The organism is Comamonas denitrificans (assembly GCF_017368815.1).
In the GTDB taxonomy this organism is placed as follows: domain Bacteria; phylum Pseudomonadota; class Gammaproteobacteria; order Burkholderiales; family Burkholderiaceae_C; genus Comamonas; species Comamonas denitrificans.
This window is the reverse complement of sequence record NZ_JAFNME010000011.1, coordinates 61,520-86,652: the sequence shown is the minus strand read 5'-3', so window position 1 is coordinate 86,652 and position 25,133 is coordinate 61,520. Positions and strand designations below refer to the sequence as shown.

The window sequence follows — 25,133 nt, the reverse complement described above, 5'->3', positions numbered from 1 at the left end:
GGGGGGGTGGGGGCCATGGTGGGGGTCGCATCACGCCTGCCCTGGCTGCTGGGGCGTGATACGTTTGCAGACCGGTAGCGCTCAGTCTTTGAGCTGGTAGAAGTCTTTAAAAATTTGCCAGGCTTCTTCGGGGGTGTCGGCGTATTGGAACAGTGTTAAATCTTCAGGGCTGATGGCCCCTTCTTCGACGAGCAGTTCAAAGTTAAACAAGCGTTTCCAAAATTTGGAGTCGTACAGCACGATGGGGACGGGTTTGATCTTGGTGGTTTGCACCAGGGTGAGCACTTCAAACAACTCATCCATGGTGCCAAACCCGCCGGGGAATGCCACCAGCGCCTTGGCCCGCATCAAAAAGTGCATTTTGCGCAGGGCAAAGTAGTGGAATTTGAAGCTCAGGCCCGGGCTGATGTAGGGGTTGCCGTGCTGCTCGTGGGGCAGCAGGATATTGAGCCCGATGGTTGGGGCTCCGGCATCGTAAGCGCCCCGGTTGGCCGCTTCCATGATGCCTGGGCCACCGCCAGTGCAGACGTACACGCGTTGATTGGTGGGGTGGTGTTTGCTGTACTGGGCAACCAAGTAGGCAAAGCGACGGGCGGCCTCGTAACGCTGGGCATTGCGCATGTCACGCTCAGCCAGGGCCAGGGCTTGGGCATCGCCACTGGCCTGGGCTTGCTGCAACGCTTGGGTGGCCGTCTCTAAATCTACGAAGCGGGCACTGCCATACACCACAACCGTGTGCTCAATGCCCATGGCCTGCTGGTCCAAATCGGGTTTGAGCAGTTCCAGCTGAAAACGAATGCCCCGGGTTTCACGGCGGGCCATGAATTCTGGATCGGCAAAGGCCAGGCGGTAGGTGTCGGGCTCGGTGGGGTCGGCGGTGCTCAGATCACGGGTAGCGTTGGGGCCTTCCAAGGGGGCTAAATCTTCTAATAAGGAGCGTTCGTAGAGTGCAGGAGTCATTTTTTTTAATCCTTTTGAGGCATTTGCCCTTGTTGAGCAAGCGTTAGCAGCTATGCTTAATTTTAGACTGCAGATCCGCTGAACTTTGCCAACCACGCTTGCGCACAGTACCAGCCGGCAGCCGTTAAAGTGATGGAGGCCAATAGATGGGCGGCCGTCCACAGCAGGCCCACCATCCAACGCCCGGTATGGAGCAGGTGAAACACTTCGGCGCTATAGCTGGAAAAAGTGGTCAGTGCCCCTAAAAACCCAGTAATAAAAAATAAGCGCCAAACCGGATCAAGCTGCGGAAACGCTTCTAGGCAGGCAATGGCCAGGCCGATCAAATAACCGCCAATGGCATTGGCCCACAGTGTTCCCCAAGGCAGCTGCCCGGGGGCACTGAGCCACAGGCCCAGGTGCCAACGCGCCAAGGCACCGATTGAGGCCCCGGCACAAATGGCGATCACTTGCAGCATTTAAGACAACTTTGCCGGGGGCGGTGGTGGTGTACGCGCCAGGCTGGTGCTGCTGATGCTGGGCGGCACGGCACGGTGGGCACGGCGATCACGAAACAGGGCGGCCCGCATCAAGAAAATGGTGGAGATGGGCACGGTGACGGCCACAAAAACGGCAATTAATAAGGTGGCAAAAGTCGGCCCTGTATCGGAGGCTAAATAAAACGCTGTGCTGGCCCACATGATGAGCCAGCAGCCCATGGTGGCAATGATGGCAGGGGCGTGAACGCGCTCGTAATAGGTTTTCAGCCGCAGCAAACCCCAGGAGCCAAGCAGGGCCACGGCGGCACCGAGCAAGGCGAAAATAGCAATCAGCCACTGCAGCCAGAGCGGAAAATCGGTGGCGCTCATTCAATCACCTCGCCACGCAGCAAAAATTTGGCCATGGCTGTGGTGCCTACGCAGCTAAATAGGGCGATGAGCAAGGCGGTTTCAAAGTACACCTCCGAGGCGTAATGCATGGCCAGCACCAGCACCAGCAGCATGCCGTTTAAGTACATGCAATCGAGCGCCAGTACGCGGTCTTGTGCTGTGGGGCCATGCAGCATGCGCAGCAAGGTGAGCACCATTGCCAGCGCCAGCAGCAAGATGGCTGCTGGCAGTGCCCAAGTCAGTGGGGCAGAGAGGGCAGCGGTCATTCAAAAATCTCCATTAATGGGCGTTCGTAAGCACTTTTCACGTGCGCGGCAATTTTGGCGGCATCGTCCACTTCCAGCAGATGCAGCATCAACATGCTGCGATCGCGCGAGATTTCGGCCCAGGCGGTCCCTGGGGTAATGCACACAATCATTGCCAAGACGGCCAGGCCATTGGGGTCGCGCAAATCCAGGGGAATCAGCACAAAATCTGCCGGATGGCGGCGGTAGCGTGGGAAGAGTAAAAACCGCACAACATGGAAATTGGACATCGACGTGTCGTAAACCACTTGCAGGGCCAGCCGCAAGATGGTGCCTGGGCGGCGTACACGCACCGGCAAAGGCCGCAGGCCGCGTGTCAGCAGCGGAATGGCCCAGCCCAGCAGCGCCCCCAATGTGATGTGCCCAACGCTGGTGCTGTGATTGAGCAACAGCCACAGCCCAAACAACGCCAGCGAGAGCAAGGGCGCAGGCAGAAAGCGTTGCCTCATGGGGCTTCCTCCTCTTGGCCCGCAGCGCCTGGGTTGGGGATGGGCCGCGCCTGCAGCACTGCATCAATATAGCCCTGGGGATTGTGCAAATCGGCGGCGGTGCTGCTGGTGTAGTGCAGGGCGCTGGGGGCATGAATGGTGAGCGCCAACACCAAGGCGGTTAAGGCGGCAATGGCCAGGCCTTCAGTCAGCCGAATCTCAGGGGCAGCGCGCTCATGGGCGGCCCAAAAATGGCGAATCCCAGCACGGGTGAGGGCAATCAATGCCAAAAGCCCTGACCCGATGAGCAAGGCAAAAAAGATCCAGGTGCTGGCCGTCGGAAGCAGCAGCGGGCTGCCCACGGCCGAGGTCAGTGGCAGCAAGGCGGTGAGCATGGCCAATTTCCCTAAAAACCCCGACAGTGGCGGCAGGCCCGCGACCACCAAGGTGCACAGTAAAAACGCCAGGCCTAAAAACGCTGCGGCAGCCGGAATGGGGCGGCCAATCAGGGCCTGCTCTTCATCGTCCAAATTCATGTGGTCGGTGACCAGCAATTCGTGGCTGAGGAAGGGCGCTTCCTCATCATCCAGATCAATTTGGCTGGTGCCGTGGGTGCGCCAGCGGTCAATGGCATCGGCCAGTAAAAACAAAATGGCCACGGCCAAGGTGGAGCTGGGCAGGTAATACAACAGGCCCGCCAGCAGCGCCGGTTCACCAAATCCGGTGGCGGCCAGCAAGGTGCCCGAGGAGGTGATGGCAGCATATCCGGCCAAATAGGTCAGGCGGGTGGCGGCCAGCATGCCGATGGCCCCGACCAGCATGGTGACCATGCCCCCCACCATCAGCCATTGCCCACCAAATAACGCCGAGGCTCCAGCGCTGCTGGAGAACATCAGCGTCCACAGCCGCAGCAAGGTGTACACGCCCACTTTGGTCATCAAGGCAAACAAGGCCCCCACCGGCGCAGTGGCGGCGCTGTAGCCGGGCACCAGCCAGAAGTTCACGGGCCAGACGGCCGCTTTAATCAAAAAGGCGGTTGCCAAAATTGCCGCAGCCGAGTGCAGCAGGGCGCGATCGGCTTCGACCACCAGGGGGATTTGTTGGGCCAAATCGGCCATATTCAGCGTACCCGTCAGGCCATACAGCATGGAGGTACCGATCAAAAGCAGCGAAGAAGCCACCAAATTAATCGCAACGTAGTGCAGCCCCGCTTGCACCCGCAGCCTGCCGGAGCCATGCAGCAGCAGGCCATACGATGCGGCCAGCATGATTTCAAAAAAAACAAACAGGTTGAACAAGTCCCCCGTTAAGAAGGCCCCGGCCAAACCCATGAGCTGGAACTGAAACAGCACATAAAAATGCACCCCCACCTTGTACCAGCGGGCCATGGCAAACACGCTGGCGGCCAGGGCAATCGCATAGGTCAGCACCAGCATCAGGGCAGAGAGGCGATCCAACACCAAACTAATGCCAAAGGGCGCAGCCCAGTTGCCCGACAGGTACACGCCGGGGGTGGGGTGCTGGCTGCTCCAGTGCAGCAGGGCGATGGCTACCACCAGCCCCAGCACGAGCGAGAGGGTGCTGAGCATGATTTTGCTGCGCTGATGCTCTTCTTTTAAGAGCAACATCAACGCCCCGGTTGTCATGGGCAGCAGGATGGGGACAAGCATGAGGTGGGGCATCCAGGTGCCCAGCCAGAGCCAGAGGTCGGGCATCAAAGCATCTCCTGCGCATCTTGCGCTTTGATGCCATCGACATGGTCGGTGCCCGCCATGCCGCGCGAGGCCAGCAGCACCACCAAAAATAGCGCCGTCATGGCAAATCCGATGACGATGGCCGTCAGTACCAGCGCCTGGGGCAGGGGATCAGCGTAGTTGCTGAGGTTTTCCGGCACGCCCAGGTGCAGCACCGGCTCTTTGGCAATGGCCAAGCCTTTGCGCCCCATGCTGAAGATGAATAAATTGACGGCATAGGACAGCAGGCACAGGCCAATGATCAATTGAAACGTGCGCGGGCGCAGCAGCAGCCAGACCCCTGATCCGGCCAGCACCCCAATGGCTAAAGCTAAAACGGTTTCCATGGTGAATTAATCCTTGGGCAGCACAGACTCTTCGAGTAAGCGCGAGTGGTAGCGATGGGCTCGCACCGATTGGTGGGCCAGCGCCGTCAAAATCAGCAGCGTCGCCCCTACGACCAGGGCAAAGACACCCAGGTCAAAAAAAGTGGCGCTGGCCAGGTGTACTTCACCCAATACCGGCAGCGTCCAGTGAAAGCTGTGGCTGGTGAGAAAAGGGTAGCCAACGGCAATAGAGCCCAATCCGGTGGCCACCGCCAGCAGCAAGCCCACCCCAATCCAGCGGCGTGGGAACAGTGGCAAGTGCGCCTCCACCCATTGCGTGCCCGAGACGATGTATTGCAGCAGCAAGGCCACGGAAAACACCAAGCCAGCGACAAACCCCCCACCGGGCTCGTTGTGCCCGCGCAAAAAGATGTACACGGCCACCATGGTGGCAAAGGGCAGCAGCAGGCGCACCAGCACAGCCGGCACCATCAGGTAGCCGATGGCAGTGTCTTGGGCATTGCGCGGGTTGAGTAAATCGGTTTGCAAGTCACCGGCCAAAAAGCGTTGCTGCTCGGGCAAATCCATGGTTTCACGGGCCGGGCGAAAACGCCGCAGCAGCGCGTAAATGGTCAGCGCCACAATGCCCAGCACCACAATTTCGCCAAAGGTGTCAAAGCCCCGGAAGTCCACCAGCATGACATTGACGACGTTGGTGCCGCCGCCTTCAGGCAGGGCCTTTTCTAGGAAAAATGTAGAAGTGCTCTCAGGAAATGGGCGACTCATCATGGCAAAAGCCAGCCAAGCGCAACCCAGTCCTGCGCTAACAGCTATCAAAAAATCACGTATGCGGCGCACTCGGGCGCGGTAGTTGGTCTGGGCAGTCAAAGGTGCCAGGGTTTGATCGCGCCGTGGCAGCCAGCGCAGGCCAAGCAAAATCAAAATCGTGGTGACGATTTCTACGACCAATTGCGTCAAGGCCAAATCGGGGGCCGAGAACCACAGAAAAGTAATGCACGTCACCAGCCCCGCACCGCCGAGCATGATCAGTGCCGCCATGCGGTGGTATTTGGCTTGCCAGGCCGCGCCCAATGCGCACAAAGCGCCCAGGCCCCACAGCGCTGCAAAGGCGGGTGATAGGGGTAAATCATTGCGCTGCCCCAGTTGCATACCGCGCAGCAGCAGGGGTAATGCCCCAGCCACGAGGGTAAGCAGCAGCAGCCACAGCATCTGCCATTGCAATTGCTGGGTGGTCAGGCCCCGGCGCCAGGCGCGGGCCAGCCAGCTGAGGCGGGCCAGCAAGTTTTCAAATGCCCGCTTGCCACTGAAGCGGTGCAGCACCGGGGTGCGCTGCCCGAGCACGGCGCGGCTGCGCAGCCAGTGCAAACTGCCAAACAAGGCAATGCCGCCCAGCAAGGCAATCACACTCATGATCAGTGGCGTATTGATCCCGTGCCAAATCGCCAAGCTAAATTCAGGGAGCACTCCGCCGACCACCGGCGTGGCCGCAGCCCGCAAAATATCGCCCACGGCCAAGGCCGGAAAAATGCCCACCACCAGGCAAATCAGTACCAGCAGCTCTACCGGCACCCGCATCCAATGCGCCGGTTCATGCGGTTTGCGGGGCAGATCAGTCGCCGCTGGGCCAAAAAATACATCCACCGTAAAGCGCAGCGAATAAGCCACGCTAAACATGCCGGCCAAGGTCGCTACCAAGGGCAAAAGAATACGCACCCAGGGCGCAGCATCCAGGAAAACGGTTTCGGCAAAAAACATCTCCTTGGATAAAAAACCATTGAGCAGTGGCACCCCGGCCATGGCAGCACTGGCCACGCAGGCCAAGGTGCTGGTCATCGGCATCATGCGCCGCAGCCCTGACAGGCGCTGGATATCGCGCGTACCGCTTTCGTGGTCCACAATGCCGGCCGCCATAAAGAGTGAGGCTTTAAATGTTGCGTGGTTGATGATGTGAAACACTGCGGCCACGGCTGCCAAAGGGCTGTTGAGCCCCAGCAGCAAAGTAATCAAGCCCAGGTGGGAGAGGGTGGAGTAGGCCAGCAGCCCCTTGAGGTCGTTTTGAAACAAGGCGACATACCCGCCCAGCAGCAAGGTGGCCGCACCTGCGCTGCTGACAATCCAAAACCATTCGTCGGTGCCACTGAGAACAGGCCACAGCCGCGCCATTAAAAACACCCCGGCTTTGACCATGGTGGCCGAGTGCAGATAACTGGAAACGGGGGTGGGGGCCGCCATGGCGTGTGGCAGCCAAAAGTGAAAAGGAAACTGCGCACTCTTGCTCAGGGCACCGAGCAGCACCAGCACCAGCATGGGGGTGTACAAGGGGTGCTGGTGAATGCTAGCGCCCGCTTGCAAGATGGCATCCAGGTCGTAGCTGCCCACCATCGACCCCAGCATGAGCAGCCCGGCCAGCAAGCACAAACCGCCGGTGCCGGTCACCGTCAGCGCCATGCGCGCCCCACGGCGGGCATCTTGGCGGTGGTGCCAGTAGCCAATCAGTAAAAAGGAAAAAATGCTGGTCAGCTCCCAAAAGAAAGCCAACTGCAGCACATTGCCCGAGAGCACCACCCCCATCATGGCCCCCATAAAAGCCAATAAGAAGGAGAAAAACCGGGGCACCGGATCGGCCGGGGACATGTAGTAGCGGGCATAAAGCACCACCAAGGTGCCTATGCCCAGCACCAGCATGCTGAACATCCAGGCAAAGCCGTCCATGCGCACCACAAAATCAAGCCCCAGGCTGGGCAGCCACGCAATTTCTTGGCGCAGAACCTGGCCATTGGCAATCTCGGGAAAGAGCAGTGCCGCTTGCACCGTGCAGACCAAGCTGATGATGCCGGCCAAGGTTGATTCCGTATTGCGGGCGTTGGCCGGTAATACGGCTGCGAGCAGGCTGCCGACAAAGGGCAGGATGATCAGCAAAATCAAGGGCATGACAAGCAGGGTAAAAGAGGTGGGAGAAAAAGCGCAACGGCCAGCGCAAAGAGTTTAGAGGCAAAAAAGCCCGCAAACTGCGGGCGATAAGGATAACCGACTCAGAAAAATTTTTACTATTTTTTGGCCGCAGCACTGGGTTCTGCAGCGGTCTTAGCTACTGTTTTTGCTTTGTCGTTGGCTGCTGCCTCGGGGGCGGTTTTAAACGCTTTGCCATCCACCGTCAGGCCGCCTTGAGAAAATTTGTCCGCATTGGTTTGACCAATTCCTTTGACCCGGGCGATGAAATCATCCCAACTTTTAAAAGCACCTTGCTTGCGGGTCTCGACAATAGTGCTGGCAATGGCGGGGCCAATGCCTTTGATTTGCACCAACTCGGCCTCAGTCGCTTTATTGACATCCACTGCAGCCCAACTCCAACTGCAAAACAGTACGAAACACAGGGCGAATAATTTTTTGAGCATCCCAATTTCCTTTACATAGATACAGCACGTGCTGCGGGAATGGATGCTAGATTTTTTATTATTGATAGATACTTAGGATCTTTACGGGGGTGACAAAGCAGCAAACTAAGCCATAGTTTTGCGCGCTTTTTATGCCGGCATGCTGGCGATTTATCTTTTTCGGTAGCAAAAAAGGGCATACAATCGCGGCCTTGGCGGCTGTAGCTCAGCTGGATAGAGTACTTGGCTACGAACCAAGGGGTCGTGGGTTCGATTCCTGCCAGCCGCGCCAGATGCAAAGCCCTGAAGTAAAAAAACTTCAGGGCTTTTTGCATTGGCAAGTATTTATCGCGAAATCTGTGGCCAGACTGGCAAAAAAGTCTTGGAACGCCTTTCCAAGGGAAACCCTTGCTTTGCCAGTCAAGAAAAAAATGATTGATATGGCTCAAATCGCGGTGAATAGTAGAGGGGCATAGTCGGGAATTATGTTGTACCTATCCCCGAATTTTGAACTTTTTGCCAAGACCGAAGTGCTTGGTGCTGGCCAAGTTTTGCGCGCCCGAGGCCAGCCACTGGACTCTGTGCTGTACTTGGACAGTGGCCGCGTGGCTTTTGGCGTGTGTGAAGACGATCAGAAGAAAAAAATGCGCCACCTGTTCTCTTTGGTGGAAGGCCCCGTGTGGCTGGATGCAGCGTTTGCACTGGCACAAACGCCCGCGCCGATGGACATCGTCAGTGATTCCCGGGTGTGGATCAAGCGCGTATCGCTGCAGGATTTTCAAGACAGCTTAAGCGCCTTGCCAGCCTCTGCCCAGGCGCTGGTGCGTGACATGGCGCAAGGGTATTGCCAGCAGGCACAGACCGCCGTCAGCCGTTTAGCCCAAGCGGCCGAGGCACGTTTCGCCCAGTGGCTGTTGCGCCATGCCCAGGCGGTGGGCAATGGCACCTTGTCGGTCACCTTGCACCAGCGCAAACGCTCGATTGCCGCCCAGCTAGGGATTGCGCCTGAGACTTTTTCACGCGTGCTGCGCCAATTGCGCGAGCATGGCTTGATTACCGGCCGGGGCAAGGTGTTGAGCCTGCCTCAGCCCGCTGCACTGCAGAGCATGGCTGCAATGGCGTAGGTGCTGGGCTTGGGGTTTTTGCGTACCTCTCAAGGTTTTTCCTAGGCCCTGTCCAAGGGTTCTACCCCTGCAATGCCGCGTTCCCCTGTTTTTATAGTGGGGCGTGGCATTTATTCTTTCCCCTTTTCAGCAATTTCAGCATTGGATGGCGCGCTCCCCCAGGGCCGGTGCCTCTGGCGTGATTGCTGCCGTCTGGCTGGCCATTGTTTTGGCCGGTATTGGCGGGGCGGCTTTGACTTGGCAAACATCGCAGGCGCAGTGGCAGCAGCAACAGCAAGGCCAGCAGCGCTTCATTTTGCAAGCCTGGGCGCAGCAGCTGACCTTGCGTTTGGAGGGCTACCAGCGCGTGCTTTTGGGCATGGTGCATTTGGTGCAAACGCATGGGCTGGAGCGGGTGCAGCACGAGAAAATCTTTGCCGCCGGGTTTGAGTCCGTTTTTTTTGTGCCGCTGGATGGCCCGGCCCAAACGCTGGTGCCCATGCAACCGCACCCCAGCGGCGCAGCTGCGTCGTTTTCGCCCGTTGAGCACCGTTTGTTGCAGCGCGCGCAAGCGCAAGGTGGGCTGGCAGTGGCCGCACAAGCACGGCAGGCCGAATGGGTACAGCTGACGTGGGTGCAGCCGCTGCGCAATTCTCAGGGGCAGTTGTCCGGGATGTTGCTGGCGCGAACGCAGTTGCCGCCAAGCTTGTTGTTGCCGAATTTTTTGGATTCAACCGAGGGGGCCGCAGACTGGGTTTTTAGTTTGCAAGACAAAGACTCCGGCTGGTCACTGCAGTCACAGATGCAGGATGGGGTGCAAAAAACCGTACCTGCGCTGGCGGTAGAGACCTTGGCTTTGGCTGCGCCGGCTTGGGTGTTGCAAAGTCAGCTTACGGCAGCAGCACCGGCCTTGGTATGGCCGTGGCAGGGGCTGGTGCTGTTAGGGCTGGTGCTGTGCATGGCGGTGGCGTACGGGGTGCGCCACCAATGGCGCATCGGCGGGCAGGGGGCCTCAGCGGGCCCCAGGGGGGTGCGGGCACATGCCACTCCCAAGCGCAATAGTGCGCTGCGCTGGAATGGATTTTTACAAGCCAGCCCTGGGGCGATGTGGGTGGTGCAAGGGCCGTTGATTCAAGCGGCCAATGCCCATGCCTGCACCTTGCTGGGCTATGCCCCTGAATTTTTGACCGGGGCGTGGCTGCACTATCTGCTGCTGGAGCATTCCCAGCAACACACCATACAGCAGGCGGTGCTGACCCATGGGCATTACCGTGGCTGGGTGCCATTGCGCAAGGCCGATGGCGCGGCGGTATGGGTGGAGGTGTCGGCTTACCGTTTGGACACGACAGACGATGCGTGCGATGCCACAGCTGCAACCGTATGGCAGTTGTGGACACATTGGAGTCAGTTGCCGATCTGCACCAACCCAGCCCAGGCCGGGGTTGTGGCGCAGGAGGACTTGCTGCATTGGCTCCAAGCGCACCACCAGCATTACCAGCGCCAGGAGGAGGCAGCGCACCCGCAACCGGCCACGGGTAGCTTGCTGTTCATTGACATTGACTGCTTGGGGGCGCTCAACGAAGCCGTGGACCGCGCTTTTGGCGATCAGGTGCTCGCTTGGATTGGGCAGCTTTTGCGCCAGACAGTCTTGCCCATTGGCCGCGCTGTGCACTTAGGGGGCGATGAGTTTGCCGCTATTTTGCCCACCGTGGGGCAGGCCCACGCGCTGATGATTGGTGAGCAGCTGTGCCAGCAGGTTCACGATTGGCAGCCCCAGTGGCAAGGCGAAAAGCACTGGATCAGCATCAGCATTGGGGTGGTGGCGTGGGATGCGCGGCTGCATGACGGGCCCAGCATTTTGCGCGCTGCCGATATGGCTTGTTACCAGGCCAAACGCAAAGGCAAGGCGCAGGTGGTTGTGGGCATGCTGTAAGCAAACGGGCTTTTCTCGGGCCATACTAAGGGTTTTCAAGAAACCTCACGCATGAAAATTACCCATCTTTGGCAACGTGCTCGCAGTGCTTGGCAGCGTATTGCTGGTACGGTTGCTGGCGCTGGCGCACAGGACGCGGTCCCTGGCGTTGCGCTGGATGCGGTCAAAGAGCGGTTTGCCCAGCTGCAGCTGCCCACCATGCCCGCCGTGCCGGGGCTGCGGCTGCACATGTTGATTAAGTTGGGGCCGATCCCTTTGCCGAGGGCCGTGCGCTGGGAAGGGCATGGCATGTATGCCCTGGCCTGGGCCGGTACGGCGTTGCTGGCTTGGGGGGCTTGGCAGATTCCGGTGGAATGGTTGCTGGAATATGGGCTGGTGGCGGTGGTGGTGTTTGCCGTCTTGTTTCGCCTGGAGGGCCCGCGCACGCGGCATGAGCGGCGCATGCGCCAAGCACAGGTCGAGTTGTGCCGCAGCCATTATTTAGAGGCGGAGCAGCATTTGCAAACCATCTTGCACACACGGTTTGCCGAGCGGATGCAAGACTTTCAGGCCTTGCAGCATTTGCACGAAGCGGCCAGCCAGGCGATTGCCGCTGTCGAAGGTGCCAATGCGTCGGCACTGTATGTGCACGACGGAATGAACACTTGGGAGCAGCAACTGGCCGCAGAAGTTGAAGACCTGGAAGCCCAAATGCTCGCGCTCGTGCACGAGCTGGAGGCGTTTTCCAGTGTGCACAAAAAAGAAATTGACGATGCCATCACGGCCCGCCATGACGCGCGTTTGGCCTATTGGCAGGCACGCCTGGATGCCTCTTTGTTTACCGGGGAGATGGTGTACCCCGTGCCAGAAGCGCCAGCAGATAAAAAAATATAAGTCTTTTTGGCCTCTAGCGCTTATCCAGCAAGCGTAAACAGCTATGGATTTGAATACTTCTTTTGCAGCATTACGCGCACAATGGCCTGGGCTTGGGCTTGGGCGGCACCCCGGTGTGCTTGGGCAAAGGCCAGCGCGGCTTGGTGGGCGGCATCTAGGGCATCGCTGTCGTACAGCCAGTTCAGGGCTTGGTGCACGCCGTCGTGCATATCGCTGGCCCGCACCGCCGCACCACTGGCGCAGGCCTGTTCGGCCGCTTGGGCAAAGTTAAAGGTGTGCGGCCCCAGCACAATGGGGCAGGCGCAGGCGGCCGCTTCAATCAGGTTTTGCCCGCCCAGCGGGGCAAAGCTGGCCCCCAGCAGGGCGGCGTGGGCGCTGGCGTAGTACAGGGGCATTTCGCCCAGGCTGTCGCCCAGCCAGACATCCACATTGTGCGGTGGCAGGCGTTCGCCCCAGTGGCTGCGCCGGGCCACACGCAGGCCCGCGTCGGCCAGCAGCTGCGCGACCGCATCAAAGCGCTGCGGATGGCGCGGCACGATCAGCCATTGCACTTGCTGGGCGGCGGGCGTGCTGCGCCAAGCCTGCAGCCACAGGGCTTCCTCGCCCTCGCGCGAGCTGGCCAGCAGCAGCACGGGGCGGCGACTGGCCGAGCGCCAGGAAGCACCCAAGGCGAGCAAGGCCGGGTCGGGCTGCACATCAAACTTTAAATTGCCCAACACCGACGGCTGCGGCGCACCCAACTGCCGCAAGCGCTCGGCATCTTGCGTGGTTTGGGCCAGCACGGCGGCCAAGGCGGCGTACGCCGGGCGGGACAAAGCCGACCAGCGCTTGGCCCCGGCAAAGGATTGGGCATTGAGCCGCGCATTGGTCAGCACCAAGGGCACGTCCGCCCGCTGGCAGCCGGCGACCAGGTTGGGCCAGACTTCGGTCTCCATCAGCACGCCCACCAGGGGCTGAAATTGCTGCAAAAAGCGCTGCACCGCTGCCGGGGTGTCCCAGGGCAGCCAGACTTGCACATCGTCTGGCAGCAGCAGTTTTTGCCCCTCGGCCCGCCCGGTGGCGGTGCTGTGCGTCAGCAGCAGGCGCAGCTGCGGCAGGTTGGTGCGCAGGGTGTTGATGAGCAGGGCTGCGGCCCGGGTTTCCCCGAGGGAGACGGCGTGTATCCACACCCATTGCCCCGCCCCATCGCGCCCCAGCGTGTCTGGGCAGTAGTAGCCAAAACGCTCGGGCACGGCCTGGGCGTAGCCCGGCTCGGCCTGGGCCCGGCGGCGCAGTTTGCGCTTGAGCAGCGGTTGGGCTGCCCACGTGAGCAAGCTGTACAAAGTGCGGGCAATCGACATCGGCGGGCGTTTTTCTGTGGGGCGGGCTTTAGTGGGCGGCTCCGCCAATCTGGGCTTCGGGCTTGACGCGGTGCAGCAGGGCCAGCATTTGCGCTTGGATGCGGGCCAGCGCCTCGGGCGTTTGCCCTTCAAAGCGCAGCACCAGCACCGGGGTGGTGTTGCTGGCGCGGATCAGGCCAAAGCCATCGGGCCAATCGACGCGCAGGCCGTCGATGGTGGAGATCTCCGCCGGGGCGGCAAACGCCTGGGGGGCCAGGGCTTGCAGTTGGGCGGCCAGGGCGTGCGGCTCGCCCTCGGCGCAGGCCACGTTCAGCTCAGGGGTGCTGTGCGAAAGGGGCAGGGCATTGAGCACGGCGCTGGGGTTGGCGTGGGCGCTGACAATTTCCAGCAGGCGGCAGCCGGCGTAGGTGCCATCGTCAAAGCCGTACCAGCGCTCTTTAAAAAAGATGTGGCCACTCATCTCGCCGCCCAGCGGGGCGTTCAGCTCTTTCATGCGGGCTTTGACCAGCGAGTGGCCGGTTTTGTACATGTGCGGTACGCCCCCGGCAGCGCGAATGGCTGGGGCCAGTTGCTGGCTGCATTTCACATCAAACAGAATCGGTGCGCCGGGATTGCGCGAGAGCACATCTTGGGCGAACAGCACCAACTGGCGATCAGGAAAGATGTTTTGCCCATCTTTGGTGACGATGCCCAGGCGGTCGCCATCGCCATCAAAGGCCAGGCCGATTTCGGCATCCGAATTTTCCAGCGCGGCCATCAAGTCACGCAGGTTTTCCGGCTTGCTGGGGTCGGGGTGGTGGTTGGGGAAGTTGCCATCGACCTCAGAAAACAGCTCGATCACTTCACAGCCCAAGGCGCGAAAAATGCCTGGTGCCGTGGCCCCAGCAATGCCGTTGCCGCTATCGACGACGATTTTCATGGGGCGTTTGAGCTTGACATCGCCCAGGATGCGCTCGCGGTAAGCGGGCAGCACGTCCTCTTCGCGCAGGGTGGCACCGCCTTGCAACTGCCAATCTTGGGCCTGGATGCGCTGGTACAGGGCTTGGATCTCAGCGCCGTAAATCGCCCGCCCAGCCAGCACCATTTTGAAGCCGTTGTAATCCTTGGGGTTGTGGCTGCCGGTGACCTGGATACCGCTGGCGCACAGCGTGCTGGCGGCAAAGTACAGCATGGGGGTGGTGCACTGGCCAATGTCGATGACCGATACCCCCACGTCCATCAGCCCGGCGATCAGCGCCTGGCTCAACGTTGGCCCCGACAGGCGGCCATCGCGGCCCACGGCCACGGTGGTTTGCTGTGCTTGGCGGGCGGCCATGCCAAAGGCCCGGCCCAGGGCGCGGGCCACGTCGGCATTCAAGGTGCTGGGCACGATGCCGCGCACGTCATAGGCTTTGAAGATGGAGGGGGAAATGTGCATGTCAGGGGGGAGAGAGTCGGGGCAAAAAAAAGCGGGGCATCGTTGCCCCGCCGCATTGTAGTGGCGCTGTTTCACGCCAACACCGGCAAACGGCTTATGCCGTGGCCAGCAGTTCTTTCACCTGGTTGAGGGCCGTGGGGTCTTCCATGGTGGTCAAGTCGCCCGGGTCGCGCTGTTCGGCCACGGCCTGCAGGGCGCGGCGCAACAGTTTGCCGCTGCGGGTTTTGGGCAGCAGGTTCACAAACAGCACCCGGGCGGGGCGGGCCACCGCGCCCAGTTGGCTGTCCACTTGCTTCATGACTTCGGCCTCCAGGGCGGCTTGTCCCTCCGCCGTGGCCACCTGGTTGGCATCGCGGGCCACGGCAAAGGCCATGGCCACCTGGCCCTTGAGCTTGTCGGCCACGCCGACCACCGCCACCTCGGCAATGCCGTTGTGGCTGCTGATGCTTTCTTCAATCTCCCGGGTGCCCAGGCGGTGGCCGGCCACGTTGATCACGTCATCAGTGCGGCCCAGAATGAAGTAATAGCCATCGGCATCTTGGATGCCCCAGTCAAAGGTGCTGTAAATCTGGCGGCCTGGGATGCTGCTCCAGTAGGTATTGACGAAGCGCTCATCGTCGCCCCACACAGTTTGCAAGCAGCCCGGTGGCAGCGGCCCTTCCATGGCCAGCACGCCTTTTTGGTTGGGCTCGGTCAGCGCTTGGCCGGTGGCCTCATCAATCAGCTTCACGTTAAAGCCGTACACCGCTTTGCCTGGGCTGCCAAAGCGGCTGGTTTGCTGCTCCACACCATTGCACAGCGTAAGAATGGGCCAGCCCGTTTCGGTTTGCCAGTAGTTGTCGATGATGGGCACTTGCAACGCGCCGCTGATCCATTGGGCCGTGGGTTGGTCCAGCGGCTCGCCGGCCAGCCACAGCGCTTGCAGGCTGGAGAGGTCGTATTTTTTCAAATACGCCGGGTCTTGCTTTTTCAGCACCCGCACGGCCGTGGGGGCGCTGAACATGTGGCTGATGCGGTATTTTTCGACCAGGCTCCACCAGATACCGGCATCCGGACGGGTGGGCAGGCCCTCGTACATGATGGTGGCCATACCGGCAATCAGCGGGCCATAGACGATGTAGCTGTGCCCCACCACCCAACCAATGTCGCTGGTGCAAAAAAAGGTTTGCCCCGCCTGGCCCGCAAAGATGTGCTGCATGCTCGATGCCAAGGCCACGGCATAACCGCCGGTATCGCGCTGCACGCCCTTGGGTTTGCCAGTGGTGCCGCTGGTATAAAGAATATAGCTGGGGTCGCTTGAATTTAGCCATGTACAGGGCACTTTTGCCTCTGAAAACTGTGGCTGCGTGCGCAAAGTGCTCCATAAATGATCGCGCCCAGCCTGCAGCGGCATGGGGGCCAGGCCGCGATCGACCAGCAGCACCGCCGCTGGTTTGTGCTTGGCCAGCTGCAGGGCTTCATCCAGCAAGGGCTTGTAAGCAATGGCTTTGCCGCCGCGCGAGCCGGCATCGGCGCTGATCACCACCTTGGGCTGGGCATCGTCGATGCGCGAGGCCAGCGAGACCGAGGCAAAGCCGCCAAACACCACGCTGTGGATGGCACCCAAGCGCACGCAGGCCAGCATGGCAAAGGCCGCTTCGGCAATCATGGGCATGTAAATTTGCACCCGGTCGCCCTTGCCCACGCCAAACGATTGCAGCACGGCGGCCATGCGCTGCACTTCTTCGTGCAGCTGGGCAAAGGTGTAAACGCGCTCGGTGTTGGTCTCGGTCGATACGGCGATGATGGCCGGCTGGTCCGCACGCTGGGCCAAGTGGCGATCAACGGCGTTGTGGCACAGGTTGAGCTGGCCATCGGCAAACCAGCGGGCAAAGGGCGGGTTGTGGTAATCACAGGCCTGCTGGGGCGCTTGGTGCCAGTCGATGGCACGGGCTTGTTCTAGCCAAAATGCCTCGCGAGTGTCTGGCGCAATCGATTGGCGGTAAAAATCGGCGTAATCGCCAGGGCTGGTGGGTTGGGGCATTGCGGGGGTCTCCATAGAGTGTGGTTTTTTTGCATTCTGGGTGGATAAAGCTTGCGCAAGGCTGACAAGCGCAGTGCCAGCTTGGGAATAGGATGACATTTTTGTGGGTTTTCCCCTAGGAGTAGCTATGTGGTTGTTTTCCGTTGCAGTTCTTTTGGCGGTGCTCAAAGCCTTGGTGCAGCAAGAAATTGTGAGTTTCACTTGGCTGGCGCAGCTGTCCTGGTGGTGGGTGATTGGCATGTTTGGGCTGACCGCCGCGTGGTGGGCCTACGCAGATTTTTCGGGGCTGACCCGGTGCAAAGCGCAAGAGCGGATTGACGAGCGCAAAAAAGAGCGCCAGCGCAAAGCCCGTGAGGCCCTGGGCCATGCCTCCCAACGCCAGCGGCGCTGATGCGGTGTCGCTAATGGCGCAGGCGGCAGCCGCGCCTTGGCAGCAATGCAGGCCAGTCTCCGACAAAAGGACTGGGACATAATTGAAACCTTGGGCCTGCTGCAGACAGGCCTTTGGCTTTACAAGAGACTTGCTATGCCCGTTTACCGCTCTAAAACCTCCACCGCTGGCCGCAATATGGCCGGTGCCCGCGCCCTGTGGCGTGCCACTGGCATGAAAGATGCCGACTTTCAAAAGCCCATCATCGCCGTGGTGAACTCTTTCACCCAGTTCGTGCCGGGGCATGTCCACCTCAAAGACATGGGCCAGCTGGTCGCCCGCGAGATCGAGGCCGCTGGTGGCGTGGCCAAAGAATTCAACACCATTGCCGTCGATGACGGCATCGCCATGGGCCACGACGGCATGCTGTACTCGCTGCCCAGCCGCGATGTGATTGCCGACTCGGTCGAATACATGGTCAATGCCCACTGCGCCGATGCCATGGTGTGCATCTCCAACTGCGACAAGATCACCCCGGGCATGTTGATGGCTGCCATGCGCCTGAATATTCCGGTGATTTTTGTCTCGGGCGGGCCCATGGAGGCGGGCAAGGTGTCCCTGCTCAAGCCCGAAACCAAAACCTTCCACGCGAAAAAGCTCGATTTGATCGATGCCATGGTGATGGCAGCGGACGAGCATGCCAGCGATGAAGAAGTGGCTGAAGTGGAGCGCAGCGCTTGCCCCACCTGCGGTTCATGCTCTGGAATGTTTACCGCCAACTCCATGAACTGCCTGACCGAAGCCATGGGCCTGGCCCTGCCGGGCAATGGCACCTTGCTGGCCACCCACGCCGACCGCGAAGGCTTGTTCAAACGCGCCGGGCGGCGCATCGTTGAGCTGGCCCGCCAGTATTACGAAGGCGACGATGCCAGCATCCTGCCGCGTTCGGTGGGTTTCAAGGCCTTTGAAAACGCCATGGCGCTGGACATTGCCATGGGCGGCTCGACCAACACCATCTTGCACCTGTTGGCCATTGCGCAAGAGGCGGAGATCGCCTTCACCATGCAAGACATTGACCGCCTCTCGCGCGTGATTCCGCAGCTGTGCAAGGTCGCGCCCAATACCGAGAAATACCACGTGGAAGACGTACACCGCGCCGGGGGCATTTTTGCCATCCTGGGGGAGTTGGAGCGCGCGGGCAAACTGCACACCGATGTGCCCACCGTGCACGCCAAGACCCTGGGCGAAGCCCTGGCGCAGTGGGACGTGGTGCGCACCCAGGATGAAGCCGTACACACCTTCTTCAAAGCCGGCCCCGGTGGCATTCCCACGCAGGTGGCCTTTAGCCAAAGTGCCCGCTGGCCCAGCCTGGATCTGGACCGTGCCCTGGGCTGCATCCGCTCGTACGAGCACGCTTTCAGTAAAGAAGGCGGCTTGGCCATCTTGGTGGGCAACATCGCCCTGAATGGTTGCGTGGTGAAAACCGCCGGGGTGGACGATTCCATTCTGGTATTTGAAGGCCCGGCCCACGTGGTTGAAAGCCAGGACGAGGCCGTGGCCAACATCCTGAGCGACAAGGTCAAGGCGGGCGATGTGGTCATCGTGCGCTACGAAGGCCCCAAAGGCGGCCCCGGCATGCAAGAAATGCTCTACCCCACCAGCTACATCAAGAGCAAGGGCCTGGGTAAGGCGTGTGCACTGCTGACCGATGGGCGCTTTTCCGGCGGCACCTCGGGCCTGTCGATTGGCCACTGCTCGCCCGAGGCGGCCGCTGGTGGCACGATTGGCTTGGTGCAAAACGGTGACCGCATCCGCATTGACATCCCCAACCGCAGCATCAACGTGCTGGTCAGCGATGAGGAGCTGGCCCGCCGCCGCGCGGCGCAAGATGCCAAAGGCTGGAAGCCTGCCCAACCCCGCCCGCGCAAGGTCTCGGCGGCGCTGAAAGCCTACGCCAAGCTGGTCACCAGCGCCGACACCGGCGCGGTGCGCGATCTTTCGTTGCTGGATTAAACGCCGGCGCGTTCGATACCCAGAAAGCCAGGATTTAGCCCTGGCTTTCTTCCTTTTTGGCTTTGTGCATGAAGGCCGCAATGCTCTGCTCCGCTGGTGCGTGCAGGTGGGGCAGGCCGGGCAGCAAATCGGCCAACGTAAATTGGTCCAAATGCGTCAGGAAGGCTTTAAGGGCCCCATCCAAAACACCGGTCAGGCGGCAATTGCCGGCCAGTAAACAGCTGTTGGAATCGGCCAAAAAGCACTCCACCAAGGCCAAGCTGGGCTCCATGCTGCGCACCACTGCACCAATGCGAATGTCTTCTGGGGCATGGGCCAGGCGAATCCCCCCACCTTTGCCGCGCACGGTGGTTAGCCAGCCTTGCAGGGCCAGTTGGTGGGTCACCTTCATCAGGTGGGTTTGGGAAATCCGCTGTGCTTGGGCGACTTCCGAAATCGTGCACAAACGGTCGGGGTTTTGCGCCACGTACATGAGCAGGCGCAAAGCAAAATCAGTTAAAGAAGTCAGGCGCATAGCGTTAAAGGTATATTTTTTATAAATGTAGTTTTTCAATGGTTACACATTCTATGAATGTCGCTACTCCAGTAAGGTTTGTTGTGCGTCAATCAATGCGACACTAAACCCTTATTTCGGGAGAATCTGATGCCAAAAAAAATAGCAAGCGGCGTATTGGTGGCCGCCCTGGCGCTGGTCGGCTGTTCCAGTGCGCCCAAGCCGCAGAACCAAGTGGGTGAGGTGCAGATCACGCGCAATGCCCAGGGCGAAGCGCAAACTGCACAGTTTTCGCCCCTGCCCCTCGATTGCAGCAACCCGTTGCGCTGCCCCACGCTAGGGTTGGCCTGGACGGCGGAAAAGCCCAAGCAAGCCTTGCTGACCGTGGGTTTTGCCCGTGGGCAACATGCCCCGGTGGAGATGATTGAGTTTGATGCCCGCCCCTACGGCCCCATGCGCGTGCGCTCTTTGGCCGCTGAGCAGCCGCAGCCCAACCAGGTGGTGTTTCAAGTGCCCATTGAAACCTTGGAGCGCCTGGCCCTCTCGCGCGGCGCTTTGGTGCGCGTACACAGCGCTGGCCACGTGCTGGAAGAAAGCTTTTTAACCGGCGAAAAGGCCAGCCCAGCGGCCAATGCCGTCAAGCGCTGGTTGCAGCAAATCTACAAAGGGACGGACAAAGAGCAGGCGCTGGGCCTCAAAGGCATTTTCATGGACCAAACCTACCAGCACGACCACAGCTACCGGCCTGATCGGTAAACACGCCCCGAAAACCTGAGTTTTTGCGCTGCCCCAGGGCAGCGCTGCTGTTTTTGGGCATGATGGCGGGTTTTTTTCATTGGCCGTAGGCTTTTTTAATTGCGCCCAGTTGCGGGCGTGGATTCAAACAAACATGATCGACATTCAGGACTTATCCCTGACCTACGCCGGCCCACAAGGCCCGGTACACGCGCTGAAAAATATCAACTTGCACATCCAGGCGGGGGAGGTTTTCGGCATCATTGGGCGCAGTGGCGCGGGCAAAAGCTCGCTCGTGCGCTGCATGAACCTGCTCAACCGCCCGGTCAGCGGCAAGATGATCGTCAATGGTCGCGATTTGCTGCAACTATCGGATGCCCAACTGCGCCAAGCCCGGCAAGAGATTGGCATGGTGTTTCAGCACTTCAACCTGCTGTCTTCGCGCACCGTGTTTGACAACGCCGCCCTGCCGCTGGAGCTGGCCGGGGTGAGCAAGGCTGAGATCGCCCAGCGCATCACCCCGCTGCTGGAGCTGGTGGGCCTGGCGCACCTGGCCAACCGCTACCCAGCGCAAATTTCCGGCGGGCAAAAGCAGCGCGTGGGCATTGCCCGGGCGCTGGCCAGCAACCCGCGCGTGCTGCTCTCGGACGAGGCCACCAGCGCCCTGGACCCCGAAACCACCCGCTCCATTCTGGATTTGCTGCGCCAGGTCAATCGCGAGCTGGGCGTGACCGTGGTGCTGATTACCCACCAAATGCAGGTCATCAAACAAATTGCCGACCGCGTGGCGGTGATGGAGGCCGGGCAAGTGGTCGAACTGGGTGCGGTGCTGGACGTGTTTACCAACCCGCAGCAAGCCATCACCCAAAGCCTGATTGACGAAATCGTGCCGCAAGAGCTGCCCGCCAGCGTGCAACAGCGCGTGCAGGCCCTCAGCCTGGGCCTGCCCGCCGGGCAAAGCGGGCAACTGCTGCGCCTGTCGTACGCGGGCGATTCGGCCTACCAGCCGGTGCTGTCGCACTTGATTCGCGAGCTGGGCCTGGACTTGTCCATCCTGCACGGGCAGATTGATGACATTCAGGGCCAAACCTTTGGCTCCCTGGCCGTGTTTGCCAGCGGGCCACCGGCGCAGATTACGGCCGCCATCGCCTATTTGCAGCGCAACGGCGTGCAGGTGCGCCAACAGCCCCAAGGAGGTCGCCATGTTTGAAAACTTCTCTGAAATGATGCTGGAGCTCTTTGCCGAAGCCCTGTGGGAGACCGTGCTGATGGTCGGTGTCTCGGGCCTGCTGGGCGGCCTGTTTGGCATTCCCCTGGGCGTGTTTTTGCGTTTGACCGACAAGGGCGGCGTGCTGGAAAACACCCCGCTGAACGTGGTGGTGGGCGGGCTGGTGAATGCGGCGCGGTCCACGCCCTTCATTATTTTGCTGGTGGCCATCATCCCATTTACCCGCTGGATCACCGGTACGTCGATTGGCACCTGGGCGGCCGTGGTACCGCTGACGGTGGCCGTGGCCCCCTTTATTGCCCGTTTGGTGGAAACCGCTTTGCGCGAAGTCGATGCCGGCCTGATTGAAGCGGCCCAATCCATGGGCGCAACCACCAGCCAGATCGTTTGCAAGGTGCTGCTGCCCGAGGCCATGCCCGGCATTGTGGCGGCACTGACAATCAGCTTGGTCAGCTTGACCGGCTACTCCGCCATGGCCGGTGCCGTGGGCGGTGGCGGCCTGGGGGATTTGGGCATTCGCTACGGTTACCAACGCTTTTTGCCCGATGTGATGCTGGCCGTGGTGGTGATTTTGATTGTCTTTGTGCAGCTGATCCAAAGCTTTGGTGATTGGCTGGTGCGGCGTATCAGCCATCGATAAAAAGAGCATCTTCCGCGCATAAATAAAAGGTTTCAGATAAGTTTTTATCTGAAACCTTTTTTATTCAAGCGTGCAGTGCTCTTGGTAGGGCGGGTCAATCGCACGGTGGGATGGTTATGACCATACAATCATCATGGATATAGCGCATCTGCACAGATGCCTTGCTGTTCTCTTTTTTTCCCATCTTGGCACTGCTGGTGCCACAACCATCACGCACTGTTATGAAAAAACCCGTTTTGCTTTCCACCCTTGGCGCATGGCTGCTGGCCTGTGCCGTGCCCTTGGCCAACGCCAATACCGCAGACACCGTGGGTAAAAAAATTTATGAAACAACCTGCGCTGCTTGCCATGTCAATGGCGTGGCCTCGGCCCCCAAGCCTGGCGATGCCAAAGCCTGGGCACCGTTGATTGCCGAAGGGCAGGCTATCTTGACCGCCCATGCCTGGGTAGGCGTGCGGGCCATGCCTGCACAAGGCGGTGCGCCCGACCTGACCCTGGATGACTTTGCCCAAGCCGTCGCCTGGATGGCCAGTGCCTCGGGCGGCAACTGGAAAGCCCCGGATGCGGCCATGATGCATCGCATTCGCCATGAGGCTGCCGAGCGCCTGGAGCAAGACATCAAGGCCAAAAAAGCCATGAAGAAAATGCTCGAACGCGACTAATGCGATGAATGCGAACGGCTGAATGCGCCTTCCCCCATAAAAAAAGCCACCGGCACAAACCGGTGGCTGTTTTGTTTTTAACGGCGGTGGTTTTACCCCTGTTTTTGCAGCATCTTGATCACGCTGGAGAAGTCTTCTGCGCCATGCCCGCCCAGGCTGTGCGCAGCGTACAGCGAACGGGCCAGGCCGCCCAGGGGGGTGCTGGCTTTGACGGCGGTGGCGTTTTCTTGCGCCAGGCCCAGGTCTTTGAGCATCAGATCGGTGCCAAAGCCACCGGCGTAGCCCTTGCTGGCCGGGGCAGCTTCGTGCACGCCAGGGTAGGGGTTGTACTTTTCCAGGGCCCAGTTGCCCCCCGAGCTGCGGCGCATGATTTCGGCCAGCACTTTGGGATCGAGGCCGTTGGCCACGCCCAGGGCCATGGCTTCGCTGGTGCCGATCATCAAGATGCCCAGCAGCATGTTGTTGCAGATTTTGGCGGTTTGGCCCGCGCCGATATCGCCCGCATGGAAGATGTTGGCCCCCATTTTTTCCAGCACCGGGCGGGCGCGTTCCAGTTGCGTTGCGCTGGCACCGACCATAAAGGTCAGCGTACCGGCCACGGCACCGCCCACGCCACCCGAGACAGGGGCATCAATAAAGTCAATACCGGCGGCCTGCGCAGCTTGCGCCACCTTTTGGCTGGTGGCGGCGGCGATGGTGGAGCTGTCAATCACCAGCGTGCCTTTGGTCATGCTGGCCAGCAGGCCAATTTGCCCTTCGCGGCCCAGGTACAGGCTTTCAACGTGCTGGCTCGCGGGCAGCATGCTGATGACGACTTCTGCGCCTTGCACCGCGTTTTGGGCGCTGACGGCCGCCTGGCCGCCTGCCGCGACCACGCTGGCGATGGCGGCGGCGCTGAGGTCAAACACTTTGACGTTGTGGCCGGCTTTGACCAGGTTGATGGCCATGGGGCCGCCCATGTGGCCCAGGCCGATAAATCCGATTTGCATGGTGTGTCTCCTGTTGGTGGATGGTTGGTGTTGTGAATGCAGAGGCTGGCTTGGCGACGGAAATTCAGTCGCCATTGGCGACTGAATGCTAGCGAATGGCCTCTGGCGCATCGCCATCGAGCATTCTGCGGCCAATGATCACGCGCATGATCTCGTTGGTGCCTTCCAAAATTTGGTGCACGCGGGCATCGCGCAGCAGGCGCTCTAGCGGGTATTCGCGGATGTAGCCATAGCCGCCGTGCAGCTGCAGCGCCTCGTTGATCACCGTAAAGCCCGCATCGGTGGCAAAGCGCTTGGCCATGGCGCAATAGGTGCTGGCATCGGGGGCACCGGCATCGAGCTTGCTGGCAGCCAGGCGCACCATCTGGCGCGCGGCGACCAGCTCGGTGGCCATGTCGGCCAGCTTGAACTGCAGCGCCTGAAAGGCCGCAATCGGTTTGCCAAACTGCTTGCGCTCTTGCATATAGCGCTGGGCGTGGGCCAAAGCCCCTTGCGCCGCGCCCACTGAGCAGGTGGCAATGTTGATGCGCCCGCCGTCCAGCCCCTTCATGGCAATTTTGAAACCCTCGCCCTCGCGCCCGAGCAGGTGGTTGGCGGGAATGCGCACATTGTCAAAACTGATGGTGCGCGTGGGCTGGCTGTTCCAGCCCATTTTTTCTTCTTTTTTGCCGTAGCTGATACCCGGCAAATGCGCCGGCACGGCAAACGCGCTGATGCCGCCTGCGCCCGACTGCGCATCGCCCGTGCGCGCCATCAGCACCAGCACTTGGGTGCTGCCTGCGCCGCTGATAAACGCCTTGCTGCCGTTGATGACGTATTCGCCGCCCACCAGTTCAGCGCGGGTTTTGATGCTGGCCGCATCCGAGCCGCTGCCCGGTTCCGTCAGGCAGTAGCTGGCCAGTTTTTGGCCGCTGGTCAGTTGCTCGCCCCATTCGGCGCGCACCTCGTCGGTGGCCCAGGTGCCCAGCATCCAGGTCGCCATGTTGTGGATGGTGATGAAGGCCGTGGTGCTGGGATCAACCGCCGCCAGCTCCTCAAACACCAAGGTGGCATCCAGCCGGGGCAGCTGCAGGCCGCCGATGCACTCGGGCGCATACAGGCCGCAAAAGCCCAGCTCGCCCGCTTTGGCGATGGCCTCCATCGGGAAGATGCCCTCGGCATCCCAGTGCGCAGCGTGCGGGGCCAACTCGGCCTGGGCAAACTGCCGCGCCGTATCGGCAAAGGCGCGTTGGTCTTCGTTGAGTTCAAAATCCATACAGGTCTCCTAATTTTAATAGCTATTAGCGCTTATAAATAAA

The 25,133-nt window shown here is 60.5% G+C and carries 25 protein-coding genes and 1 tRNA gene; 11 read left to right on the top strand and 15 right to left on the bottom strand.

Translation table 11 applies throughout. From position 1 onward, the window contains the following. Window positions 1-81: 81 nt before the first annotated feature. The 9 genes from J1777_RS06900 to J1777_RS06860 form a co-directional block, all read right to left on the bottom strand. The gene (locus J1777_RS06900; RefSeq protein ID WP_207575077.1) at window positions 82-960 is read right to left on the bottom strand and encodes an LOG family protein; all 879 of its coding nucleotides are present in this window, start codon (window positions 958-960) and stop codon (window positions 82-84) included. 62 nt (window positions 961-1,022) lie between these two features. Next, window positions 1,023-1,418 (bottom strand): fluoride efflux transporter CrcB, encoded by a 396-nt coding sequence (crcB, locus tag J1777_RS06895; RefSeq protein ID WP_207575076.1) that lies wholly within the window; start codon window positions 1,416-1,418, stop codon window positions 1,023-1,025. Beyond that, the gene (locus J1777_RS06890; RefSeq protein WP_207575075.1) at window positions 1,419-1,808 is read right to left on the bottom strand and encodes a monovalent cation/H(+) antiporter subunit G; all 390 of its coding nucleotides are present in this window, start codon (window positions 1,806-1,808) and stop codon (window positions 1,419-1,421) included. Next, a complete protein-coding gene (locus tag J1777_RS06885; RefSeq protein WP_207575074.1) occupies window positions 1,805-2,095 on the bottom strand; it encodes a K+/H+ antiporter subunit F in 291 nt (96 codons plus the stop codon). Before J1777_RS06885 ends, J1777_RS06890 begins: the two co-directional genes overlap by 4 nt. Then, window positions 2,092-2,583, bottom strand: coding sequence for a Na+/H+ antiporter subunit E (locus J1777_RS06880; RefSeq protein ID WP_207575073.1), 492 nt, complete (start codon window positions 2,581-2,583; stop codon window positions 2,092-2,094). The genes J1777_RS06885 and J1777_RS06880 overlap by 4 nt, the downstream gene beginning before the upstream one ends. Then, window positions 2,580-4,277: a monovalent cation/H+ antiporter subunit D gene (locus J1777_RS06875; RefSeq protein WP_207575072.1), complete on the bottom strand. Its 1,698-nt coding sequence runs from the start codon at window positions 4,275-4,277 to the stop codon at window positions 2,580-2,582. Before J1777_RS06875 ends, J1777_RS06880 begins: the two co-directional genes overlap by 4 nt. Next, window positions 4,277-4,642 (bottom strand): Na+/H+ antiporter subunit C, encoded by a 366-nt coding sequence (locus J1777_RS06870; protein ID WP_207575071.1) that lies wholly within the window; start codon window positions 4,640-4,642, stop codon window positions 4,277-4,279. Before J1777_RS06870 ends, J1777_RS06875 begins: the two co-directional genes overlap by 1 nt. Window positions 4,643-4,648: 6 nt before the next feature. Continuing rightward, window positions 4,649-7,573 carry a monovalent cation/H+ antiporter subunit A gene (locus J1777_RS06865; RefSeq protein WP_207575070.1) on the bottom strand — a complete coding sequence of 975 codons (2,925 nt, stop codon included), beginning with the start codon at window positions 7,571-7,573 and terminating at the stop codon, window positions 4,649-4,651. 116 nt (window positions 7,574-7,689) lie between these two features. Next, window positions 7,690-7,977 (bottom strand): ComEA family DNA-binding protein, encoded by a 288-nt coding sequence (locus J1777_RS06860; protein ID WP_341352943.1) that lies wholly within the window; start codon window positions 7,975-7,977, stop codon window positions 7,690-7,692. A gap of 254 nt (window positions 7,978-8,231) precedes the next feature. On the opposite strand from J1777_RS06860, the gene J1777_RS06855 reads away from it, so the two are divergent. The 5 genes from J1777_RS06855 to J1777_RS06835 all read left to right on the top strand — a co-directional run bounded on the left by J1777_RS06855 (window position 8,232) and on the right by J1777_RS06835 (window position 11,925). Beyond that, a tRNA-Arg gene (locus J1777_RS06855) sits at window positions 8,232-8,308 on the top strand. Window position 8,309: 1 nt separating this feature from the next. Then, window positions 8,310-8,492: a hypothetical protein gene (locus tag J1777_RS06850; protein ID WP_207575068.1), complete on the top strand. Its 183-nt coding sequence runs from the start codon at window positions 8,310-8,312 to the stop codon at window positions 8,490-8,492. 9 nt (window positions 8,493-8,501) lie between these two features. Next, window positions 8,502-9,140: a Crp/Fnr family transcriptional regulator gene (locus tag J1777_RS06845; protein ID WP_207575067.1), complete on the top strand. Its 639-nt coding sequence runs from the start codon at window positions 8,502-8,504 to the stop codon at window positions 9,138-9,140. A 145-nt stretch (window positions 9,141-9,285) separates the two neighbouring features. Continuing rightward, window positions 9,286-11,052 (top strand): GGDEF domain-containing protein, encoded by a 1,767-nt coding sequence (locus J1777_RS06840; protein ID WP_207575066.1) that lies wholly within the window; start codon window positions 9,286-9,288, stop codon window positions 11,050-11,052. A 51-nt stretch (window positions 11,053-11,103) separates the two neighbouring features. Further along, window positions 11,104-11,925 (top strand): hypothetical protein, encoded by an 822-nt coding sequence (locus J1777_RS06835; RefSeq protein WP_207575065.1) that lies wholly within the window; start codon window positions 11,104-11,106, stop codon window positions 11,923-11,925. Window positions 11,926-11,966: 41 nt separating this feature from the next. Here J1777_RS06835 and J1777_RS06830 read toward each other — a convergent pair whose 3' ends face one another. From J1777_RS06830 to J1777_RS06820, 3 genes are all read right to left on the bottom strand, one after another. After that, window positions 11,967-13,265, bottom strand: a complete 1,299-nt coding sequence (locus J1777_RS06830; protein WP_207575064.1) for a 3-deoxy-D-manno-octulosonic acid transferase — start codon at window positions 13,263-13,265, stop codon at window positions 11,967-11,969. A 28-nt stretch (window positions 13,266-13,293) separates the two neighbouring features. Next, on the bottom strand, window positions 13,294-14,682 hold the full coding sequence (locus J1777_RS06825) for a phosphomannomutase/phosphoglucomutase (protein ID WP_207575063.1): 1,389 nt from the start codon (window positions 14,680-14,682) through the stop codon (window positions 13,294-13,296). Window positions 14,683-14,776: 94 nt separating this feature from the next. Beyond that, window positions 14,777-16,705: a propionate--CoA ligase gene (locus J1777_RS06820; protein WP_207575062.1), complete on the bottom strand. Its 1,929-nt coding sequence runs from the start codon at window positions 16,703-16,705 to the stop codon at window positions 14,777-14,779. 127 nt (window positions 16,706-16,832) lie between these two features. Between J1777_RS06820 and J1777_RS06815 the strand changes: the two genes are divergently transcribed. Together J1777_RS06815 and ilvD are read left to right on the top strand one after the other, a co-directional pair. Next, on the top strand, window positions 16,833-17,096 hold the full coding sequence (locus J1777_RS06815) for a TIGR04438 family Trp-rich protein (protein WP_207575061.1): 264 nt from the start codon (window positions 16,833-16,835) through the stop codon (window positions 17,094-17,096). 135 nt (window positions 17,097-17,231) lie between these two features. Beyond that, window positions 17,232-19,088: a dihydroxy-acid dehydratase gene (gene ilvD, locus J1777_RS06810; RefSeq protein ID WP_207575060.1), complete on the top strand. Its 1,857-nt coding sequence runs from the start codon at window positions 17,232-17,234 to the stop codon at window positions 19,086-19,088. Window positions 19,089-19,122: 34 nt separating this feature from the next. Here the strand turns inward: ilvD and J1777_RS06805 are convergent, their stop codons facing one another. Then, window positions 19,123-19,602 carry an RrF2 family transcriptional regulator gene (locus tag J1777_RS06805; protein ID WP_207575059.1) on the bottom strand — a complete coding sequence of 160 codons (480 nt, stop codon included), beginning with the start codon at window positions 19,600-19,602 and terminating at the stop codon, window positions 19,123-19,125. A 129-nt stretch (window positions 19,603-19,731) separates the two neighbouring features. Between J1777_RS06805 and J1777_RS06800 the strand changes: the two genes are divergently transcribed. The 4 genes from J1777_RS06800 (at window position 19,732) to J1777_RS06785 (ending at window position 22,846) form a co-directional block, all read left to right on the top strand. Next, a complete protein-coding gene (locus tag J1777_RS06800; RefSeq protein ID WP_207575058.1) occupies window positions 19,732-20,337 on the top strand; it encodes a hypothetical protein in 606 nt (201 codons plus the stop codon). A 133-nt stretch (window positions 20,338-20,470) separates the two neighbouring features. Beyond that, a complete protein-coding gene (locus tag J1777_RS06795) occupies window positions 20,471-21,526 on the top strand; it encodes a methionine ABC transporter ATP-binding protein (protein WP_207575057.1) in 1,056 nt (351 codons plus the stop codon). Beyond that, a complete protein-coding gene (locus J1777_RS06790) occupies window positions 21,519-22,184 on the top strand; it encodes a methionine ABC transporter permease (protein WP_207575056.1) in 666 nt (221 codons plus the stop codon). Before J1777_RS06795 ends, J1777_RS06790 begins: the two co-directional genes overlap by 8 nt. Window positions 22,185-22,405: 221 nt before the next feature. Further along, window positions 22,406-22,846: a c-type cytochrome gene (locus J1777_RS06785; protein WP_207575055.1), complete on the top strand. Its 441-nt coding sequence runs from the start codon at window positions 22,406-22,408 to the stop codon at window positions 22,844-22,846. Window positions 22,847-22,938: 92 nt separating this feature from the next. On the opposite strand, the gene mmsB is transcribed toward J1777_RS06785, so the two are convergent. Both mmsB and J1777_RS06775 read right to left on the bottom strand, forming a co-directional pair. Continuing rightward, on the bottom strand, window positions 22,939-23,835 hold the full coding sequence (gene mmsB, locus J1777_RS06780; RefSeq protein ID WP_207575054.1) for a 3-hydroxyisobutyrate dehydrogenase: 897 nt from the start codon (window positions 23,833-23,835) through the stop codon (window positions 22,939-22,941). 88 nt (window positions 23,836-23,923) lie between these two features. Next, window positions 23,924-25,090: an acyl-CoA dehydrogenase family protein gene (locus J1777_RS06775; RefSeq protein ID WP_207575053.1), complete on the bottom strand. Its 1,167-nt coding sequence runs from the start codon at window positions 25,088-25,090 to the stop codon at window positions 23,924-23,926. Window positions 25,091-25,133 lie beyond the last annotated feature (43 nt).

Coding starts and splice junctions, on each gene's coding strand:
- J1777_RS06865 (WP_207575070.1), bottom strand. CDS start 7,573: ATGCCCTTGATTTTGCTGATCATCCTGCCCTTTGTCGGCAGCCTGCTC.
- J1777_RS06875 (WP_207575072.1), bottom strand. CDS start 4,277: ATGCCCGACCTCTGGCTCTGGCTGGGCACCTGGATGCCCCACCTCATG.
- J1777_RS06890 (WP_207575075.1), bottom strand. CDS start 1,808: ATGAGCGCCACCGATTTTCCGCTCTGGCTGCAGTGGCTGATTGCTATT.
- ilvD (WP_207575060.1), top strand. CDS start 17,232: ATGCCCGTTTACCGCTCTAAAACCTCCACCGCTGGCCGCAATATGGCC.
- J1777_RS06805 (WP_207575059.1), bottom strand. CDS start 19,602: ATGCGCCTGACTTCTTTAACTGATTTTGCTTTGCGCCTGCTCATGTAC.
- J1777_RS06785 (WP_207575055.1), top strand. CDS start 22,406: ATGAAAAAACCCGTTTTGCTTTCCACCCTTGGCGCATGGCTGCTGGCC.
- J1777_RS06840 (WP_207575066.1), top strand. CDS start 9,286: ATGGCGCGCTCCCCCAGGGCCGGTGCCTCTGGCGTGATTGCTGCCGTC.
- J1777_RS06815 (WP_207575061.1), top strand. CDS start 16,833: ATGTGGTTGTTTTCCGTTGCAGTTCTTTTGGCGGTGCTCAAAGCCTTG.
- J1777_RS06830 (WP_207575064.1), bottom strand. CDS start 13,265: ATGTCGATTGCCCGCACTTTGTACAGCTTGCTCACGTGGGCAGCCCAA.
- J1777_RS06795 (WP_207575057.1), top strand. CDS start 20,471: ATGATCGACATTCAGGACTTATCCCTGACCTACGCCGGCCCACAAGGC.
- J1777_RS06800 (WP_207575058.1), top strand. CDS start 19,732: ATGCCAAAAAAAATAGCAAGCGGCGTATTGGTGGCCGCCCTGGCGCTG.
- J1777_RS06790 (WP_207575056.1), top strand. CDS start 21,519: ATGTTTGAAAACTTCTCTGAAATGATGCTGGAGCTCTTTGCCGAAGCC.
- J1777_RS06880 (WP_207575073.1), bottom strand. CDS start 2,583: ATGAGGCAACGCTTTCTGCCTGCGCCCTTGCTCTCGCTGGCGTTGTTT.
- crcB (WP_207575076.1), bottom strand. CDS start 1,418: ATGCTGCAAGTGATCGCCATTTGTGCCGGGGCCTCAATCGGTGCCTTG.
- J1777_RS06900 (WP_207575077.1), bottom strand. CDS start 960: ATGACTCCTGCACTCTACGAACGCTCCTTATTAGAAGATTTAGCCCCC.
- J1777_RS06820 (WP_207575062.1), bottom strand. CDS start 16,705: ATGCCCCAACCCACCAGCCCTGGCGATTACGCCGATTTTTACCGCCAA.
- J1777_RS06870 (WP_207575071.1), bottom strand. CDS start 4,642: ATGGAAACCGTTTTAGCTTTAGCCATTGGGGTGCTGGCCGGATCAGGG.
- mmsB (WP_207575054.1), bottom strand. CDS start 23,835: ATGCAAATCGGATTTATCGGCCTGGGCCACATGGGCGGCCCCATGGCC.
- J1777_RS06845 (WP_207575067.1), top strand. CDS start 8,502: ATGTTGTACCTATCCCCGAATTTTGAACTTTTTGCCAAGACCGAAGTG.
- J1777_RS06825 (WP_207575063.1), bottom strand. CDS start 14,682: ATGCACATTTCCCCCTCCATCTTCAAAGCCTATGACGTGCGCGGCATC.
- J1777_RS06885 (WP_207575074.1), bottom strand. CDS start 2,095: ATGACCGCTGCCCTCTCTGCCCCACTGACTTGGGCACTGCCAGCAGCC.
- J1777_RS06835 (WP_207575065.1), top strand. CDS start 11,104: ATGAAAATTACCCATCTTTGGCAACGTGCTCGCAGTGCTTGGCAGCGT.
- J1777_RS06850 (WP_207575068.1), top strand. CDS start 8,310: ATGCAAAGCCCTGAAGTAAAAAAACTTCAGGGCTTTTTGCATTGGCAA.
- J1777_RS06775 (WP_207575053.1), bottom strand. CDS start 25,090: ATGGATTTTGAACTCAACGAAGACCAACGCGCCTTTGCCGATACGGCG.